14 protein-coding genes are annotated in these 15648 nt (G+C 71.2%); 11 read left to right on the top strand and 3 right to left on the bottom strand.

Annotated features, from left to right (window positions below; genetic code table 11):
- Positions 1–12 precede the first annotated feature (12 nt).
- Both ACPEH2_RS12095 and ACPEH2_RS12090 read right to left on the bottom strand, forming a co-directional pair.
- Positions 13–981, bottom strand: a complete 969-nt coding sequence (locus ACPEH2_RS12095) for a metallophosphoesterase (RefSeq protein ID WP_359919439.1) — start codon at positions 979–981, stop codon at positions 13–15.
- Positions 978–3629 (bottom strand): transglycosylase domain-containing protein, encoded by a 2652-nt coding sequence (locus ACPEH2_RS12090; RefSeq protein ID WP_359919438.1) that lies wholly within the window; start codon positions 3627–3629, stop codon positions 978–980. Before ACPEH2_RS12090 ends, ACPEH2_RS12095 begins: the two co-directional genes overlap by 4 nt.
- A gap of 97 nt (positions 3630–3726) precedes the next feature.
- Between ACPEH2_RS12090 and ACPEH2_RS12085 the strand changes: the two genes are divergently transcribed.
- Positions 3727–3945 (top strand): DUF4177 domain-containing protein, encoded by a 219-nt coding sequence (locus tag ACPEH2_RS12085; protein ID WP_064003053.1) that lies wholly within the window; start codon positions 3727–3729, stop codon positions 3943–3945.
- Positions 3945–4412 carry a RidA family protein gene (locus tag ACPEH2_RS12080; RefSeq protein WP_217530896.1) on the top strand — a complete coding sequence of 156 codons (468 nt, stop codon included), beginning with the start codon at positions 3945–3947 and terminating at the stop codon, positions 4410–4412. The genes ACPEH2_RS12085 and ACPEH2_RS12080 overlap by 1 nt, the downstream gene beginning before the upstream one ends.
- A 21-nt stretch (positions 4413–4433) precedes the next feature.
- Here the strand turns inward: ACPEH2_RS12080 and acs are convergent, their stop codons facing one another.
- Positions 4434–6404: an acetate--CoA ligase gene (gene acs / locus ACPEH2_RS12075; RefSeq protein WP_359919436.1), complete on the bottom strand. Its 1971-nt coding sequence runs from the start codon at positions 6402–6404 to the stop codon at positions 4434–4436.
- 365 nt (positions 6405–6769) lie between these two features.
- Here acs and ACPEH2_RS12070 point away from each other — a divergent pair, with 365 nt between their 5' ends.
- The 9 genes from ACPEH2_RS12070 to ACPEH2_RS12030 all read left to right on the top strand — a co-directional run bounded on the left by ACPEH2_RS12070 (position 6770) and on the right by ACPEH2_RS12030 (position 15641).
- Positions 6770–7759 (top strand): TadA family conjugal transfer-associated ATPase, encoded by a 990-nt coding sequence (locus ACPEH2_RS12070; RefSeq protein WP_359919434.1) that lies wholly within the window; start codon positions 6770–6772, stop codon positions 7757–7759.
- Positions 7756–8649 (top strand): type II secretion system F family protein, encoded by an 894-nt coding sequence (locus tag ACPEH2_RS12065; RefSeq protein WP_359919432.1) that lies wholly within the window; start codon positions 7756–7758, stop codon positions 8647–8649. Before ACPEH2_RS12070 ends, ACPEH2_RS12065 begins: the two co-directional genes overlap by 4 nt.
- A gap of 43 nt (positions 8650–8692) precedes the next feature.
- Positions 8693–8896 (top strand): DUF4244 domain-containing protein, encoded by a 204-nt coding sequence (locus tag ACPEH2_RS12060; RefSeq protein ID WP_064003058.1) that lies wholly within the window; start codon positions 8693–8695, stop codon positions 8894–8896.
- Positions 8893–9231 carry a TadE family type IV pilus minor pilin gene (locus ACPEH2_RS12055; protein ID WP_359919430.1) on the top strand — a complete coding sequence of 113 codons (339 nt, stop codon included), beginning with the start codon at positions 8893–8895 and terminating at the stop codon, positions 9229–9231. The genes ACPEH2_RS12060 and ACPEH2_RS12055 overlap by 4 nt, the downstream gene beginning before the upstream one ends.
- Positions 9231–9557 carry an Rv3654c family TadE-like protein gene (locus ACPEH2_RS12050; protein ID WP_359919428.1) on the top strand — a complete coding sequence of 109 codons (327 nt, stop codon included), beginning with the start codon at positions 9231–9233 and terminating at the stop codon, positions 9555–9557. Before ACPEH2_RS12055 ends, ACPEH2_RS12050 begins: the two co-directional genes overlap by 1 nt.
- A gap of 77 nt (positions 9558–9634) precedes the next feature.
- Positions 9635–12298, top strand: coding sequence for a type I DNA topoisomerase (gene topA / locus ACPEH2_RS12045; protein ID WP_359919426.1), 2664 nt, complete (start codon positions 9635–9637; stop codon positions 12296–12298).
- Entirely contained in the window at positions 12295–12918 is a 624-nt protein-coding gene (tmk, locus tag ACPEH2_RS12040; protein WP_359919424.1) for a dTMP kinase, read from the top strand. Before topA ends, tmk begins: the two co-directional genes overlap by 4 nt.
- A gap of 30 nt (positions 12919–12948) precedes the next feature.
- Positions 12949–14100, top strand: coding sequence for a DNA polymerase III subunit delta' (locus tag ACPEH2_RS12035; RefSeq protein ID WP_423718812.1), 1152 nt, complete (start codon positions 12949–12951; stop codon positions 14098–14100).
- Positions 14097–15641: an alpha/beta hydrolase gene (locus tag ACPEH2_RS12030; protein ID WP_359919422.1), complete on the top strand. Its 1545-nt coding sequence runs from the start codon at positions 14097–14099 to the stop codon at positions 15639–15641. The genes ACPEH2_RS12035 and ACPEH2_RS12030 overlap by 4 nt, the downstream gene beginning before the upstream one ends.
- Positions 15642–15648: the final 7 nt, after the last annotated feature.

Here is a 15648-nt window from a genome sequence, read left to right as displayed (position 1 = left end):
AACCCTCCAAGCTTACCCTGCCGACCGCCCCTCGGGCGAATCGTCGGCGCGTCGGGCGCGGAGGACGAGGACGGATGCCTCGGGTCGGCACGCGAAGCGCACGGGTGCGTAGATCGAGTGGCCGAGGCCGGCGCTGACGTTCAGCGGCACCGTGCGTCCGTCGTGCGTCCACGAGCTGAGCCCGCGCGCCTTCTCGAGCGGGATGTCGCAGTTCGACACGAGCGCCTTCTTCGAGAAGGGGATGCGGACCTGGCCGCCGTGCGTGTGCCCGCCGATGAGGAGGTCGGCACCGGCATCCGTGAACGCGTCCAGCACCCGTCGGTAGGGAGCGTGCGTGACCCCCAGGCGGACGTCTGCGCCGGCGCCGAGGGCACGGAGCGCGTCGATGGAGGCGTCGAGGTCGTCGAAGTCGCGGTGCGCGTCGTCGACCCCGAAGCCGTCGATGCGGACACCGCCGACGCGGATGCTGGCGGCGGTGTTGTCGATGAGCGTCTCGCCGAGGCCAATCAGGTAGTCGTCGAGGGCGTCGGTGTCGAGCGACGGAGTGAAGGACTCGTGGTTCTGCGGTCCCGACGGGCCGAAGAGGTACTTGATCGGGTTGCGGGCGCTGGGGGCGACCTTGTCGTTCGACCCGTGCACGAAGAACCCGGGTACGCCGCGGAGGGGCGCGAACGCCGCCCGGATGCCGCGCAGACCGTCGACGTGCCCCAGGTTGTCGCCCGTGTTCACGACGAGGTCGGGTTGAATGCGGTCCCCGATGTCGGCGATCCAGCGCTGCTTTCGGTGCTGCCACGGCGCCATGTGGGCGTCGGACAGGTGGAGGACGGTGACCGAGGGGCTCCCCGGCGGCAGGACGGCCAGCTCATGACGCCGGAGCGTGAAGAGGTACCGCTCGATCCCGACGCCCCAGATGCCGGCGGCGACGCCGACCGCACCCACCGCGCCGAGCGCGGTGAGGGCGGTGTGACCGGCGGGCCTCACGGACCGTTGCCGTTGCCGCGACCGTTGCCGCCGCCCCCGTTGCCGCCGCCGTCACCGTCACCGTTGCCGTCGCAGTCGGAGGACTGGTACTCGATGGTGATCGTGGCGTCGCGGCTCACGGTCTCGCCGGCGGCGGGATCCGTGCCGGTGACGACACCCTCTGCGGGCGCGCCGTCGTTGTCCTCGCACGTCTGCGCGACGTTGCGGAAGCCGGCGTCGGACAGTGCCCGCGCCGCCTGCTCCGGGGTGCCGCTCACACCCGGGACCACGACGCCTTCGCCGTCACTCGGGTTGATGGTGACCGTGGTGCCCGAGACGACGCGGCCCGCGCCGGGCGTCTGCGACACGATCGTGCCCTCGGCCTCCGGCGAGGAGACGGGCCGGCCGACGACGACGCTGAAGCCGGCGTCCTCGATCCGTTCGGTCGCGGCATCGACGTCGAGACCGATGACGCTCGGAAGCCGCGCATAGCTGCGCTTGGTGAGCTCCTTCGACGGCTCGGGGAACTTCGAGCCACCGAACTCCGCGTTCGCGGCTCGCTGCATGGCGGGCCAGATCGAGTTGCGGATACGGGAGAGTCGGTAGCCGCTCTCGTAGTGGTTCTCGAGGCGCTCGTTGCCCTTGACGTTGCCGACCCAGACCGCAGTGGTGACCTCGGTGCTCGAGCCGATCATCCAGGTGTGGAGGAACTGGTGGATGCCGGTCTTGCCGAAGATCGGCACGCCGTCGAACGTGCGGGCACCGCTACCGGTTCCGCTCCCGGTCATCACGCTCTGCAGGACGTAGGCCGCAGTTGCCGCGACGTCCTCGCTGAGCTTGCGCTCGCACTTCGTGTCGGGGATCGGCTGCTCCTCGCCGTCCGCGTCGACGACGCGGTCGATGGCCTTCGCGGCGCAGAGCGTGCCGTTCGAGGCGATCGCGGCGTACGCGTTCGCCATGTCGATGGGCGCGACATCCTGCGAGCCGAGGACGTCGTAGGGGTTGTTGTTCTGGTCGAGCGGCTGGCCGTTGCCGAGCGTCACGCCCAGGTCGCCGGCCACCTTGTTCGTCGTGCAGACCGGGATCTTCTCCGCCATGGTCAGGAAGCCGGAGTTCAGCGAGTCCTTCGTGAAGCGGGCGACGGTGCCGGTGTAGCCCCGGTTGCGCTCGAAGTTGCCGATCCGGGGCTGGCCGTCGGGTCCGGTGCCCTCACCGGTGTAGACGGTCTGTGTCGCACCGTCGCACGTCTGCACCGTCTTGGTGCCGACGCGTCCGTTGAGCATCTCGTTGACCGAGTGACCCTGCTGCATCCAGTTGATGAGGCTGAACACCTTGTACGTCGATCCGGCCGAGTGACCGCCGCCGCCGTTGCGCGCGGGGACGTTGTAGTTGACCTGGGTGGTCGTCTTGTCATCGGCCTGATCCGCCCACGGGCGGTTCTGCACCATCGAGAGCACACGACCCGTGCCCACTTCGACCTGGACGCCCGAGGCACCGAGGTCCATGTAATCGACGCTGGCGGGCACCACCGAGATTGCCTCGTTCGCGGCCTCCTGCAGGGATAGGTCGAGCGTCGTGTAGACGCTCAGCCCGCCACGACGCAGCGCCGCGATGCGGTCCGCCTCGCTCTCACCGAACGCCTTGTCGCCGCGAATGATCGACGTGACGTACGCGCAGAAGAATTCGGCCCCCTCAGCCTCGGAACACCCCTGCGGGCGCGACGTGATCTGCGGCTCGATGGGTGCGGCCACGGCTTCGTCGTGCTCCGCCTGCGTGATCTTCTTGTCCTCGAGCAGGCGGTTCAAGACGTAGACCTGACGCGCCTTGCTCAGCTTGTAACCGTCACCGGCGCCGTTGACAGGCGTGCCGTCGCTGGTCGTCGTCGAGCCGTCGGGCCGGTCGATGCGGAGCGTGTTGGGCTCCTGCACCATGCCGGCGATCACTGCCGCCTGACCGATGGTCAGCTTGTCGGGCGTGGTGTCGAAGTAGTGCCGCGCGGCCGCGCCGATGCCATAGACAGTCCCGCCGAAGTGCGCGATGTTGAGGTAACCGAGGAGGATCTCGTCCTTCGAGTACTCCTTCTCGAGCTGGATGGCGTAGCGCATCTCCTGGATTTTGCGCTGGTAGCCCGCCGTGCCTGTGTTTGCGGTGGACTCCTTGTAGCAGGCCTGAACTTGCTCGGTACCGACGGCCTTCGCCTCGCAGGTCTGCTGCAGGACGTTCTTGACGTACTGCTGGGTGATCGAGGATCCACCGCGGTTCGAGCCGGAGCTCGCGTTGCGGGCGAGCGCGCTCAGCGTGCCGAGCAGGTCGACGCCGCCGTGCGTGTAGAAGTTCTTGTCCTCACTCGAGAGGATCGCGTCGTACATCACCGGGTTCACCTGGTCGAAGGTGACCGGGATGCGGTTCTGATCGTAGAACTCGGTGAGCTTGACGTCCTTGCCCTCGTCGTCCTTCGCGTAGATCGTCGTCGGCAGCATGAGCTTCTCGATCTTGAGATAGCTCGGCATGTTCTCGAACATCTTGATCGCGCTCGTCGCGGCGTAGCCGGAAACGGCGATCGCGGGAGTGATGGTCGCCGTGACGAGGAGAGCGGCCACAGTGCTCAGACCGATGAGGCCCAACAGGCCTCCGAGCACACCGGTGGCCGTGCGTTTCGAGTGGGGCATAGGCTGATCGTAAGGGAGATAGCTGGGTGACGCCTCGGTGACGCTCCCGTCGTCGCGCCCGTCAGGGCCGCCCCGCCTCGACCTCCGGGAGCACCGCATGACCACGTGGGAGTACATGACCACGCCCCTGCTCATCCACAACACCGCCGCGATCCTCAACAACTGGGGCAAGCAGGGGTGGGAGCTCGTGCAGGTGGTGACCGGCCCCGAGGGCGGCCTCGTCGGCTACTTCAAGCGCCCCTCGGGCGGCGACGGCTCCGCCAACGCCGGACTGGATGCCGCGGCTCAGGCCGCCCGGCAGTTCGGGCAGGGCTGATGTCGGTCTCCGCGCGACTCGCCGAGCTGGGCATCGAGCTCGGCTCCGTCGTCCCGCCGCTGGCGGCGTACATCCCGGCCAAGGTGCACGGCGACCTCGTCTACACGGCGGGGCAGCTCCCCATGGTCGACGGCGCGCTCCCGGCCACCGGGAAGGTGGGCGAGGGTGAGGGCCTCGTCTCCGCGGACGACGCCGCCGCGCTCGCGCGCCAGTGCGCGCTCAACGCCATCGCCGCCGCCGCGGCCGCCGTGGGCGGTGTCGACCGGCTGACCGGCGTCCTGAAGGTGACGGGATTCGTGGCATCCGTCCCCGAGTTCACCGGCCAGCCCGTCGTGATCAACGGCGCGAGCAGCGTGCTGGGCGAGATCTTCGGCGACGCCGGCCGTCACGCGCGCTCCGCCGTCGGTGTGCCCGTGCTGCCGCTGGACAGCCCGGTCGAAGTCGAGGTCGTGTTCTCGCACGCCTGATCGACCGGGCTGCCGGCCGCGCTACTTCTTCGTGACCTGCCCCTTGATCGTCGACATGACCATCGTGTCGGCGAGGGTCGTGGTGTCACCCACCTCGCGCCCTTCCGCCACGTCGCGCAGCAGGCGGCGCATGATCTTGCCGCTGCGGGTCTTGGGGAGTTCCGTGACGATGTAGATGTCGCGCGGCCTCGCGATGGGGCCGATCTGCTCGCCGACCCACACGCGCAGCGTGTCGACGAGGCCGTCGAGCGAGTGCGCCTTCATGTACGACTCCTTGATGACGCAGAACGCCACCACCGCCTGACCGGTCGTCTCATCGGACGCGCCGACAACCGCGGCCTCGGCGACTGCCTCGTTGCCGACGAGGGCCGATTCGATCTCGGTCGTCGACAACCGGTGCCCCGAGACGTTCATGACGTCGTCGACGCGGCCGAGGAACCAGACGTCCCCGTCCTCGTCGAGGCGAGCCCCGTCGCCGGCGAAGTAGTAGCCGAGGTCGGCGAACTTGTCCCAGTACGTCTCCTTGAACCGCTCGGGGTCGCCCCAGATGCCGCGCAGCATGCTCGGCCACGGCTCGGTGAGGACGAGCAGACCGCCGTTGCCGTTGCCGACGACCTCGCCCTTCTCATCGACGACGTCGACGCTGATGCCGGGGAGGGGCACCTGGGCGCTGCCCGGCTTCGTCTCGGTCACCCCCGGAAGGGCCGACACCATGATCGCGCCGGTCTCGGTCTGCCACCACGTGTCGACGATCGGCGCCGTGTCGCCGCCGATGACGTGGCGGTACCACATCCACGCCTCGGGGTTGATGGGCTCGCCCACGCTGCCGAGGAGTCGGAGCGAGGAGAGGTCGTGCTGCTCGGGGATGCTGCGGCCGAGCTTCATGAACGATCGGATCGCCGTCGGGGCCGTGTAGAGGATCGTCACGCCGTACTTCGCGACGATCTCCCACCAGCGGCCCGGATGCGGGGTGTCGGGCGTCCCCTCGTAGATCACCTGCGTCGCGCCGTTGGCGAGCGGACCGTAGGTGACGTAGGTGTGTCCCGTGATCCAGCCGATGTCGGCCGTGCACCAATAGACGTCGGTCTCGGCGTGCAGGTCGTGCACGACCTTGTTCGTGAAGGCGGCCTGCGTCAGGTAGCCGCCGCTCGTGTGCAGGATGCCCTTCGGCTTTCCGGTCGTCCCCGACGTGTAGAGGATGAAGAGCGGGTTCTCGGCCGGGAACGGCTGCGCGACGTGATCAGCGGATGCCGCGGGCACGAGGTCGTGCCACCAGAGGTCGCGCCCGTCCTGCCAGCTGACCTCGGTGTCGGTGCGCTTGACGACGAGGACGTGCTCGACGGTCTCCTGCGGGCCGTGCCCGCGGTCGGCGAGGGCCTGGTCGACGGCGGGCTTGAGGGGCGAGGCCTTGCCCTTGCGGTAGCCGCCGTCGCTCGTGATGACGAGCTTGGCGCCGGCGTCGTCGATGCGCGAGCGCAGGCTGTCGGCCGAGAAGCCGCCGAAGACGACGGAGTGGATCGCGCCGATGCGCGCGACGGCCAGCATCGAGACGACGGCCTCGGGGATCATCGGCAGGTAGATGGCGACGCGGTCGCCGGCCTCGACCCCGAGGTCGGTCAGGACGTTCGCGAGGCGCTTGACCTCGTCGGTCAGCTCCGCGTAGGTCACCCGGCGCTCGTCGCCGGGCTCGCCCTCCCAGAGCAGGGCGACGCGGTCGCCGAGGCCCGCCTCGACATGCCGGTCGAGGCAGTTGTAGGCGACGTTCAGTTCGCCGTCCTCGAACCAGGTGGCGAACGGCGGGTTCGACCAGTCCAGGGTCTTCGTGAACGGGGTGTGCCAGTGGAGGGCGCGCGCCTGCTCGGCCCAGAAGGCCTCGCGATCCTGCGCGGCGGCCTCGTACAGGTCGGCGTGGGCGTTGGCCTGGGCCGCGAACTCCGCGGACGGCGCGAAGCGGCGGGTCTCGGTGAGGAGGTGGTCGATCTGGCTGCTCATGCGGCGCTCCTTTGCGTCGGGCCGTCGTGGCCTCGTCCTGCGATGCGGTCACTCTAGGATCGCTCGTCGTCGTCTACTACCGCCGATAGTGGGTGCGTGGCAACCATCGAGTGTCTGTGAACGTGCACTCCGCCGATGAGCGTAAGATCGTTAACGCCCGAACATCGATTCGGCTTCGCGGCCCCGCTGATCCCCCCTGAAGCGCGGTCGCGTGGGCGGCACCCTTCCCCCCAAATGGGTGCCGCCCTTCTCCTTTTCCCGGGCGGGGTGCGCCGATTCCTTCACACCTCGAGTGCGGACGCGGTCCTCCACCGCTGCCCGACGGCCGCCGCGGCGCCCCCGTCGCCGCGCCTAGCGTCTCGGGCATGCCGCATCCGTTCATCGTCGCTCCGCGGGGCCGCACGGCGTCCGCCGAGCCGCGCCCGGTGCCGCCGCATCCCGTCGTCGCACCGCTGCGGCGCTACCTCGCCGACCCCGAGGTGACCGACGTCTTCGTCAACGGCACGCAGGGGTTGTACGTGGACCGGGGTGGGGGAGCGGAACGGATCCCGGACTGGCGCCTCGACGAGGAGGCCGTCCGCGAGCTCGCCGTCGGGCTGATCGCGCTGGGAGGGCGGCACCTCGACGACGCGACGCCGTGTGCCGACGTGCGGTGGGAGCACGGGGTGCGGGTGCACGCGGTCCTGCCGCCCATCGCCTGCACGGGCGCGACGATCTCGATCCGTCTGGCCGGGACGGGTATGGCCGACCTCGACGAGCTGGGCCGTCGCGGCACCTTCGACGCCGCGACGGGCGCACGCCTCGAGCGGCTCGTCGACGAGCGGGCGAACATCCTCGTGACGGGGGCCACCGGCGCCGGCAAGACGACGCTGCTCGCGGCGCTCCTCGGGCGGGTCCCGGTGTCGGAACGGATCGTCACGATCGAGGACGTCGCGGAGCTGCGCATCGCCCACCCGCACCACGTCCGCCTCGAGGCGCGGCAGGCGAACCTCGAGGGCGTCGGGGCGATCGCGCTCGGGCGCCTGCTGCGCGAGGCGCTGCGGATGCGGCCGGATCGTCTCGTGGTGGGGGAGTGTCGCGGTGAGGAGGTCCGCGAACTGCTGACCGCGCTCAACACGGGACACGACGGCGGCGCGGGCACCGTCCACGCGAGCGGGATCGCCGACGTGCCCGCGCGCCTCGAAGCGCTCGGCGCCCTCGCCGGCATGGACGACCGGGCGCTCGCGCGGCAGACCGCCAGCGCGATCGGCGCGGTCGTGCACATCGAGCGGGGTCGTGACGGAGTGCGGCGCGTGACCGGGATCGCGCGTCCCGTCGTGCGCGGCGACCGGCTCGGCGTGGAGGACCTCCCGTGAGGCGCCGGAGGAGAGCGGATGCCGCGGCGGCACCCGACGCGGCAGCGGTCGCCGCCGTCGTCCAGCGTCTCGCGGTCCTGCTGCAGGCCGGCATCGCGCCGGGCGCGGCCTGGCGCCACCTGGCCGCGGCGGGGGACGACACCGCCGGCGCGGTCTGCGCCCGCCTCGACGCAGGGGATCCGCCGGCATCCGCTCTCGCCGAACGCGGTGAGGCATGGCGCCAGATCGGGGTGGCGTGGCAGGTCGCGACCGTCGTCGGGGCGCCCCTGGCGGCGAACCTGCGCGGCCTCGCCGAGGCGCTCCGCGACGCCCATCAGGCGCGCGACGACGTGCGCACGGCGCTCGCCGAGCCGCAGACGACGGCCCGCCTCATCGCGTGGTTGCCCCTCGTCGCGTTGGGGCTGGGCGCGGCGCTCGGGTTCGACCCGTTCACGGCCCTCGCCACGCCGGCAGGCGCCGTCTGTCTCGTGGCCGGAGGGTCGCTGATGCTCCTGACCCACCGGTGGACCCGCGCCCTCGTCGCCCGGGCGCAGCCCGGGGACGACATCCCGGGGCTCGATGCCGAGGTGATCGCGATCGCGCTCTCGGGCGGCGTCTCCATCCCGCGCGCGATCGAGGTCGCGGCGGCGGCGTCGGGCCTCGCGCCGTCGAGAGAGACCGGCGCGGTGCTCGCGCTCTCCCGCTCCGCCGGCGCCCCCGCCGTCGAACTGCTCCGAGCGGATGCCGCGGCCCGCCGTCAGTCGGCACGGACGGAGGGTCGGCTGCGCGCCGCCGCCCTGTCCGGGCGGCTCCTGCTGCCGCTCGGGGTCTGCACCCTCCCCGCGTTCCTGTTGCTCGGCGTCGGGCCGATGCTGCTCTCGGTCCTCACCACGACCCCGCTCACGCTGTGAGCCCCAGACGTGCCCACATCCACAACCCACATCGGAGGAGATCATGACATCCCACGACCTGCCCACCCTGACCCGCCGTCGCGCGGCGGAACTGTTCGCCGACGAGACCGGCGCGGCGACCGCCGAATACGCCATCGCGACGATGGCGGCCGTCGCCTTCGCGGGCCTGCTCGTCATCATCATGCGCTCGGACGAGGTGCGCGGCATCCTCACCGACCTGGTCCGGCGCGCCCTGACCGTCTCATGAGGCGCGACGAGCGGGGATCGGTCGCGGCGGAGTTCGCCGTGACGGTCCCCGCCGTCGTCCTCGTGCTCGTGCTCGCGGTCTCGGCGCTCTCCGTGGGCGGTCGGCAGGTGCGGCTCGAGCACGCCGCCGCGCAGGCGGCGCGTCTGGCCGCTCGGGAGGAGCCCGCCGATCGGGTGGTTGCCGCCGCGCGCGCCCTCGCCTCGGGCGCCGAGGTCGGGACCCGCCGGGACGGCGACCTCGTCTGCGTCGATCTGACCGCGGCGTCGGGGGTCCCGCTGCCGCTGCCCGACCTGCGCGCGTCGTCGTGCGCTTTGCCCGCACCGGAGGGGGACTGATGGCAGGATCGGCGACGATCGTCGGCGTCCTGGCGGTCACGGCGACCCTCGCGGTCGGCTTCCTCGCAGCCGGAGGGGCGGCGGCGACCGCCGCGCGCGCCGCGGGAGCTGCCGACGCCGCAGCCCTGGCGGCCGCCGACACCGCGTCGGGCCTCGTTCCCGGCGAACCGTGCGCACGCGCCGCGGACGTCGCCTCGCGCGTGGGCGCGTCGGTCTCCGCGTGTCGCATCGACGGCCTCATCGTCACGATCGAGGTCTCGATCGGCGTCGGCCCCCTGGATGCGCGGGCGCGCGCCCGCGCGGGCCCGCCGCCCGGCGCCGGGTGACGCGCCGGACCGCAACCGCTCCCAGCGTGCTCTTGACAACGCGGTGTGTATGGTGTGCAACGAAGAAAGGACCCCACGTGGCACAGGGCAAGAAGCTCGTCATCGTCGAGTCGCCGACGAAGATGCGCTCGATCCAGGGATACCTGGGTGACGGATACGAGGTCATGAGTTCGGTCGGGCACATCCGCGACCTCGCCGACAAGAAGGACATCCCGGCGGATCTGAAGAAGACCTCCGTCGGCAAGTACTCCATCGACATCGAGAACGACTTCACTCCTCTTTATGTGGAGAGCGACCGCGGCAAGAAGACGGTCGCCGAGCTCAAGCGCGCCCTGAAGAACGCCGACGAACTCCTGCTCGCCACCGATGAGGACCGCGAGGGCGAAGCCATCGCGTGGCACCTGCTCGAGACCCTGAAGCCCAAGGTCCCCGTCAAGCGCATGGTCTTCCACGAGATCACGAAGGACGCGATCCAGGCCGCGGTGAAGAACACCCGCGAGCTCGATCACGCCCTCGTCGACGCGCAGGAGACGCGGCGCATCCTCGACCGCCTCTACGGCTGGGACGTCTCGGACGTCACACGCCGCAAGGTGGGTCAGGGCACGAGCGCCGGGCGCGTGCAGTCCGCCGCGACCCGCATGGTCGTCGAGCGCGAGCGCGAGCGCATGGCGTTCGTGTCCGCCTCGTACTGGGACGTCGACTCGACCGCCGTGAAGGGGTCGGACTCGTTCGCGATCCGCCTCGCCCGCCTCGACGGCGCCCCTCTGGCGCGCGGCACCGACTTCGACGACACCGGTGCGCTGAAGAAGGCCGTCGTCGTCCTCAGCGAGGACCAGGCGCGCGAGCTGGCCGCAGCGCTCGAGGCGTCGGGCGCGGCATCCGTCGTCAGCGTCGAGGCCAAGCCCGGCACGCGCAGCCCCAAGCCCCCGTTCACGACCTCGACCCTCCAGCAGGAGGCCGGTCGCAAGCTCTCGATGAGCGCCAAGCACGCCATGGGCGTCGCGCAGCGGCTCTACGAGAAGGGGTACATCACCTATATGCGTACCGACTCGACCGCCCTGTCGGCCCAAGCGGTCACCGCGGCGCGCACGCAGGCCGTCGCGCTGTACGGCGACAAGGCCGTGCCCGCCAATCCCCGCAGCTACCGCAACAACGCGAAGAACGCGCAGGAGGCGCACGAGGCGATCCGTCCTTCGGGCGAGCACTTCCGCACGCCCCAGGAGGTCACCTCCGGCCTCGACCGCGACGAGCTGCGCCTGTACGACCTGATCTGGAAGCGCACCGTCGCCAGCCAGATGGCCGACGCCAAGTACGAGACGACGACCGTCGCGATCGACGCGGATGCCGCCGGTCGCACCGCGACGTTCACGGCATCCGGCACCGTCTACACGTTCAAGGGCTTCCTCGACGCGTACGAGGAGGGTCGCGACGAGAAGCGCCACGACAACGACCGCACCGACGACCAGTCACTGCCGGCGCTCGCCGTCGGCGACGCGCTGCGGCTGACCGACGTCGAGCCCAAGGGGCACGCGACGAGCCCCAAGCCCCGCTACACCGAGGCGTCGCTCGTCAAGGCGCTCGAGGAGCGCGGCATCGGCCGTCCCTCGACCTTCGCGAGCATCATCGACGTCATCCTCGACCGCGGCTACGTGTCCAAGCGCGGCCAGGCCCTCGTCCCCAGCTGGCTCGCGTTCAGCATCGTGCGGCTGCTCGAGGAGCACTTCGCCGATCTCGTCGACTACGACTTCACCGCCGCGCTCGAGGACGACCTCGACGCGATCGCCCGGGGCGAGCAGAACCGCGCCGCCTGGCTGCGCGAGTTCTACTTCGGCTCCGAGGACCACGTCGGCCTCCGCAACATCGTCGACAACCTGGGCGACATCGACGCGCGCGAGATCAACTCCACCAGGATCGGCGACGTCGCGGTGCTCCGCTTCGGCCGCTACGGTCCGTACCTCGAGGTCCCGGGCGACGACCCCGAGACGCCGCGGCGCATCAACGTCCCCGACGACCTCGCCCCCGACGAGCTCACGCCCGAGAAGGCGCAGGAGCTCATCGAGGCGCCCGTCGGCGGCGACCGTGTCCTCGGGCAGAACCCCGAGAACGGCCGCGACGTCGTCATCAAGGACGGTCGTTTCGGGCCCTACCTCGAAGAGGTGCTGCCCGAGGAGGAGGCGCCGGCCGAGGACGCGAAGCCCAAGCGCGGCGCGAAGAAGGCCGTCGCGCCCAAGCCCAAGCGCGCCTCGCTGTTCAAGAGCATGTCGCCCGAGACGATCGACCTCGCGACCGCGCTGAAGCTCCTGTCGCTGCCGCGCGAAGTGGGTGTCGACCCCGAGTCCGGCACCGTCATCACGGCCCAGAACGGTCCGTACGGTCCGTACATCAAGAAGGGCACCGACTCGCGCAGCATCGCGAGCGAGGACATGATCTTCGACATCACGCTCGAGCAGGCCCTCGAGATCTACTCGCAGCCGAAGTACGCCAACCGCGCCGCGACCTCGCTGAAGGAGTTCGAGGCCGACCCGGTAAGCGGCAAGCCGATCCGCATCAAGGACGGCCGTTTCGGGGCCTACGTCACCGACGGCACGACCAACGTGACGATCCCGCGCGGTCAGACGCCCGACGACATCACCTTCGAGGTCGCCGTGCAGATGCTCGCCGACAAGCGGGCCAAGGGGCCGGCGCCCAAGCGCACGACCCGCAAGCCCGCGGCGCGCAAGCCGGCGGCGAAGAAGAAGTGACCTCCGGGCTGTGGATCACCCTCGAGGGGGGTGACGGCTCGGGCAAGACGACGCAGGCGGCCCTGCTGGAGCAGTGGCTCCGCGAGCAGGGTCGCCGGGTCGTGCGCACGCGCGAACCCGGCGGCACCGACGTCGGCGTCCTCATCCGCGACATCGTCCTGCACCACCGCGGCGACATCGCGCCGCGCGCCGAAGCGCTCCTCTACGCCGCCGACCGCGCCCACCACGTCGCGACCGTCGTGCGGCCGGCGATCGAGCGCGGCGACGTCGTCCTCCAGGACCGCTACCTCGACAGCTCGGTCGCCTATCAGGGCGCCGGCCGCGTGCTCGACGGAGGGGAGATCCGCGACCTGTCGCTGTGGGCCACGGAGGGTGCGCTCCCCGACATCACGGTCCTGCTGGATGTCGATCCGGCGACGGCGCGCGGACGATTGGATGCCGCCGACAAGCCGTTCGACCGGCTCGAAGCCGAGAAGAGCGCGTTCCACGAGCGCGTGCGCGCGGCGTTCCTCGCGCTCGCGGAAGCCGATCCGGACCGCTTCCTCGTCGTCGACGCGACGCGGGCGATCGACGAGATCGCGGCGGAGATCCGCTCCCGCGTCGCCCCGCACCTGTCCTGAGCGTCCCCGGCACCTCGTAGGCTGAACGGCATGACCGCCTCCACCGACGTGCTCCCGTGGGGCGAGGTCTGGGGTCAGGACGAGGCCGTCGCGCAGTTGCGGTCCGCGGCATCCGACCCCTCCCAGCTGGCGCACGCGTGGCTCATCACCGGACCGCCGGGATCGGGCCGGTCGACCCTCGCGTACGCGTTCGCGGCGGCGCTCATCGCCGAGCCGGGCGACGAGAACGCGATGCGGCAGGTCATGGCGCGGACCCACCCCGACCTCGCGGCCCTCCGCACCGAGGGCGTCATCATCTCGATCAAAGAGGCGCGCTCGCTCGTCGAACGGTCCTACTTCTCGCCGTCGCTCGGGCGCTACCGGGTCATGGTCATGGAGGACGCCGACCGCATGGTCGAGCGGACGAGCAACGTCCTGCTGAAGGCCCTCGAGGAGCCGCCCGAGCAGACCGTCTGGATCCTCTGCGCGCCGAGCGACGCGGATCTGCTCCCCACGATCCGCTCGCGCGTTCGCATTCTGCGGCTGCGCGAGCCCGACGTCGCCGACGTGGCCCGGCTCATCGTCCAGCGGACGGGCGTCGATGACACCGTGGCCGAGCAGTCGGCCCGGCTCGCACAGCGCCACATCGGCATGGCGCAGCGGTTGGCGACGGATGCGGCATCCCGTGAGCGTCGCGAGCGCACCCTCCGCGCGGTGCTCCGCGTGCGCGGTGTCGGCGACGCGGTCGAGGTCGCGGCCACGATCGTGCAGTCCGCGACCGACGACGCGAAGGCGCTCACCGCGGAACGCGACGAGAGCGAGCGCGAGGCGCTGTTGCGCACGCTCGGGGTCGCTCCGGGCAGCGCCGTGCCTCCCGCCGTGCGCAGCCAGGTCAGCGCCCTCGAGGACGAGCAGAAACGGCGCGCGACCCGCAGCCTGCGCGACGGGATCGACCGGGTGCTGACCGACCTCGAGTCGCTCTACCGCGACACGCTCATGCGGCAGTTCGGCCGCGAGACCGAGCTCATCAACCGCGAGCTCACGCCCGACATCGAGGCGCTCGCGGCGGCGTGGACGCCGCAGCACACCCTGACCGTCCTCGACGTCATCGCGCTCACGCGCACCAACCTGCAGGGCAATGCCGCCCCCGCCCTGGCCCTCGAGAGCATGCTGATCACCGTCGCGACGGGGCGCGCGGCGTGATCCGCGGCGTGCTCCGCCGCGCGGCGGCCGCCGTCCTGGCGGCCGGTCTCGCGGCGATGCTCGCCGGCTGCACCCCGAGGACGCCCGTCGCCCCCGACCGCGCGCCGGTGGTCTCCGGCGCCCCCGCCGGCTTCGAGGACTACTACGGCCAGGACGTCGCATGGGAGCAGTGCACCGGCTTCGACGACGGGGACTACTTCTGCGGCACGATCACCGCGCCGCGCGACTGGACCGACCCGGACGCCGGCGACCTCGACCTCGCCGTCATCGTCCGCGTCGCCTCGAACGGCGAGTCGAAGGGGTCGCTGTTCGTCAACCCCGGCGGACCGGGTGCGAGCGGCGTCGACATGGTCCGGCAGTCGGCGGGTTTCGCCGTCGGGCCGAAGCTGCTGCAGTCGTACGACGTCGTCGGCTTCGATCCGCGCGGGGTCGGACGCTCCACGGCGGTGCGCTGCCTCGACGCCGCCGCGATGGACCGGTACCTCTTCGACATCCCCGCCGCCCCGCGCGGCACGCCCGAGCGCGCCGGCGAGCAGCGGCAGTCGGCCGCCGCGTTCGCCCGCGCCTGCGACGCGAACAGCGGCGGCATCCTGCCCTTCATCACCACCGAGAACGCGGCCCGCGACCTCGACCTCATGCGCGCTGTGCTCGGCGACGAGAAGCTCGCCTACCTCGGGTACTCGTACGGATCGTTCCTCGGCGCAACGTACGCGAAGCTCTTCCCGCAGAACGTCGGCCGGGTCGTCCTCGACGGCGGACTCGACCCGTCGATCCCGGGCGCGATCGTCGGCGCGCGACAGGCCGCCGGTTTCCAATCCGCGCTCGACGCCTATCTGACCTGGTGCCTCGCCGGCTCGGACTGCCCGTTCGACGGGGCGCAGGACGCGGCGCAGCAGCAGCTCGAGGACGCGCTCGCCGCCGTCGACGCGTCCCCGCTGCCGGCCTCGGACGGGCGGATGCTGGGGGCCGATGCGCTCGTGATGGGCATCATCTCGGCGCTCTACAGCGAGGGCAGCTGGGCGACGCTCTCGTCGGCGCTCACCGCGGTCCTCGAAGGCGATCCCGACGAGATGTTCGCCCTCGTCGACCGCTACTACAACCGCTACGACGGGTCGTACCTCGACAACTCGACGGAAGCGTTCTCGGCGTACAACTGCATGGACTACCCGGCCGACCCGGCCGACGTCGTCGCGGAGGCGGAGGCTCAGGTCGCCGAGGACGCGCCCACCTTCGCGCCGTACTGGAGCTCCGACGTCGACCTCTGCGACGAATGGCCCTACCCGCCCACGGGCTCACGCAGCGAGATCACCGCCGACGGGGCGGCGCCGATCCTCGTCATCGGCACCACGAACGACCCCGCGACCCCCTACGAGTGGTCGGCGGCCCTGGCCGAGCAGCTGAGCTCCGGCATCCTGATCACGCGGGTGGGGGAGGGGCACACCGGGTTCAACAAGGGGAACGCCTGCGTCGACGAGACCGTCGTGGCGTACGTCGAGGACGGCGAGGTGCCCACCGGCGACGTCCGCTGCGACGCCGGATAGGGGCGCG

The organism is Microbacterium sp. NPDC064942 (genome assembly GCF_049545525.1).
GTDB lineage: Bacteria > Actinomycetota > Actinomycetes > Actinomycetales > Microbacteriaceae > Microbacterium > Microbacterium gawkjiense.
Note: the sequence above shows the minus strand (reverse complement) of the source record. Positions and strands in the feature narration are given on the sequence as shown.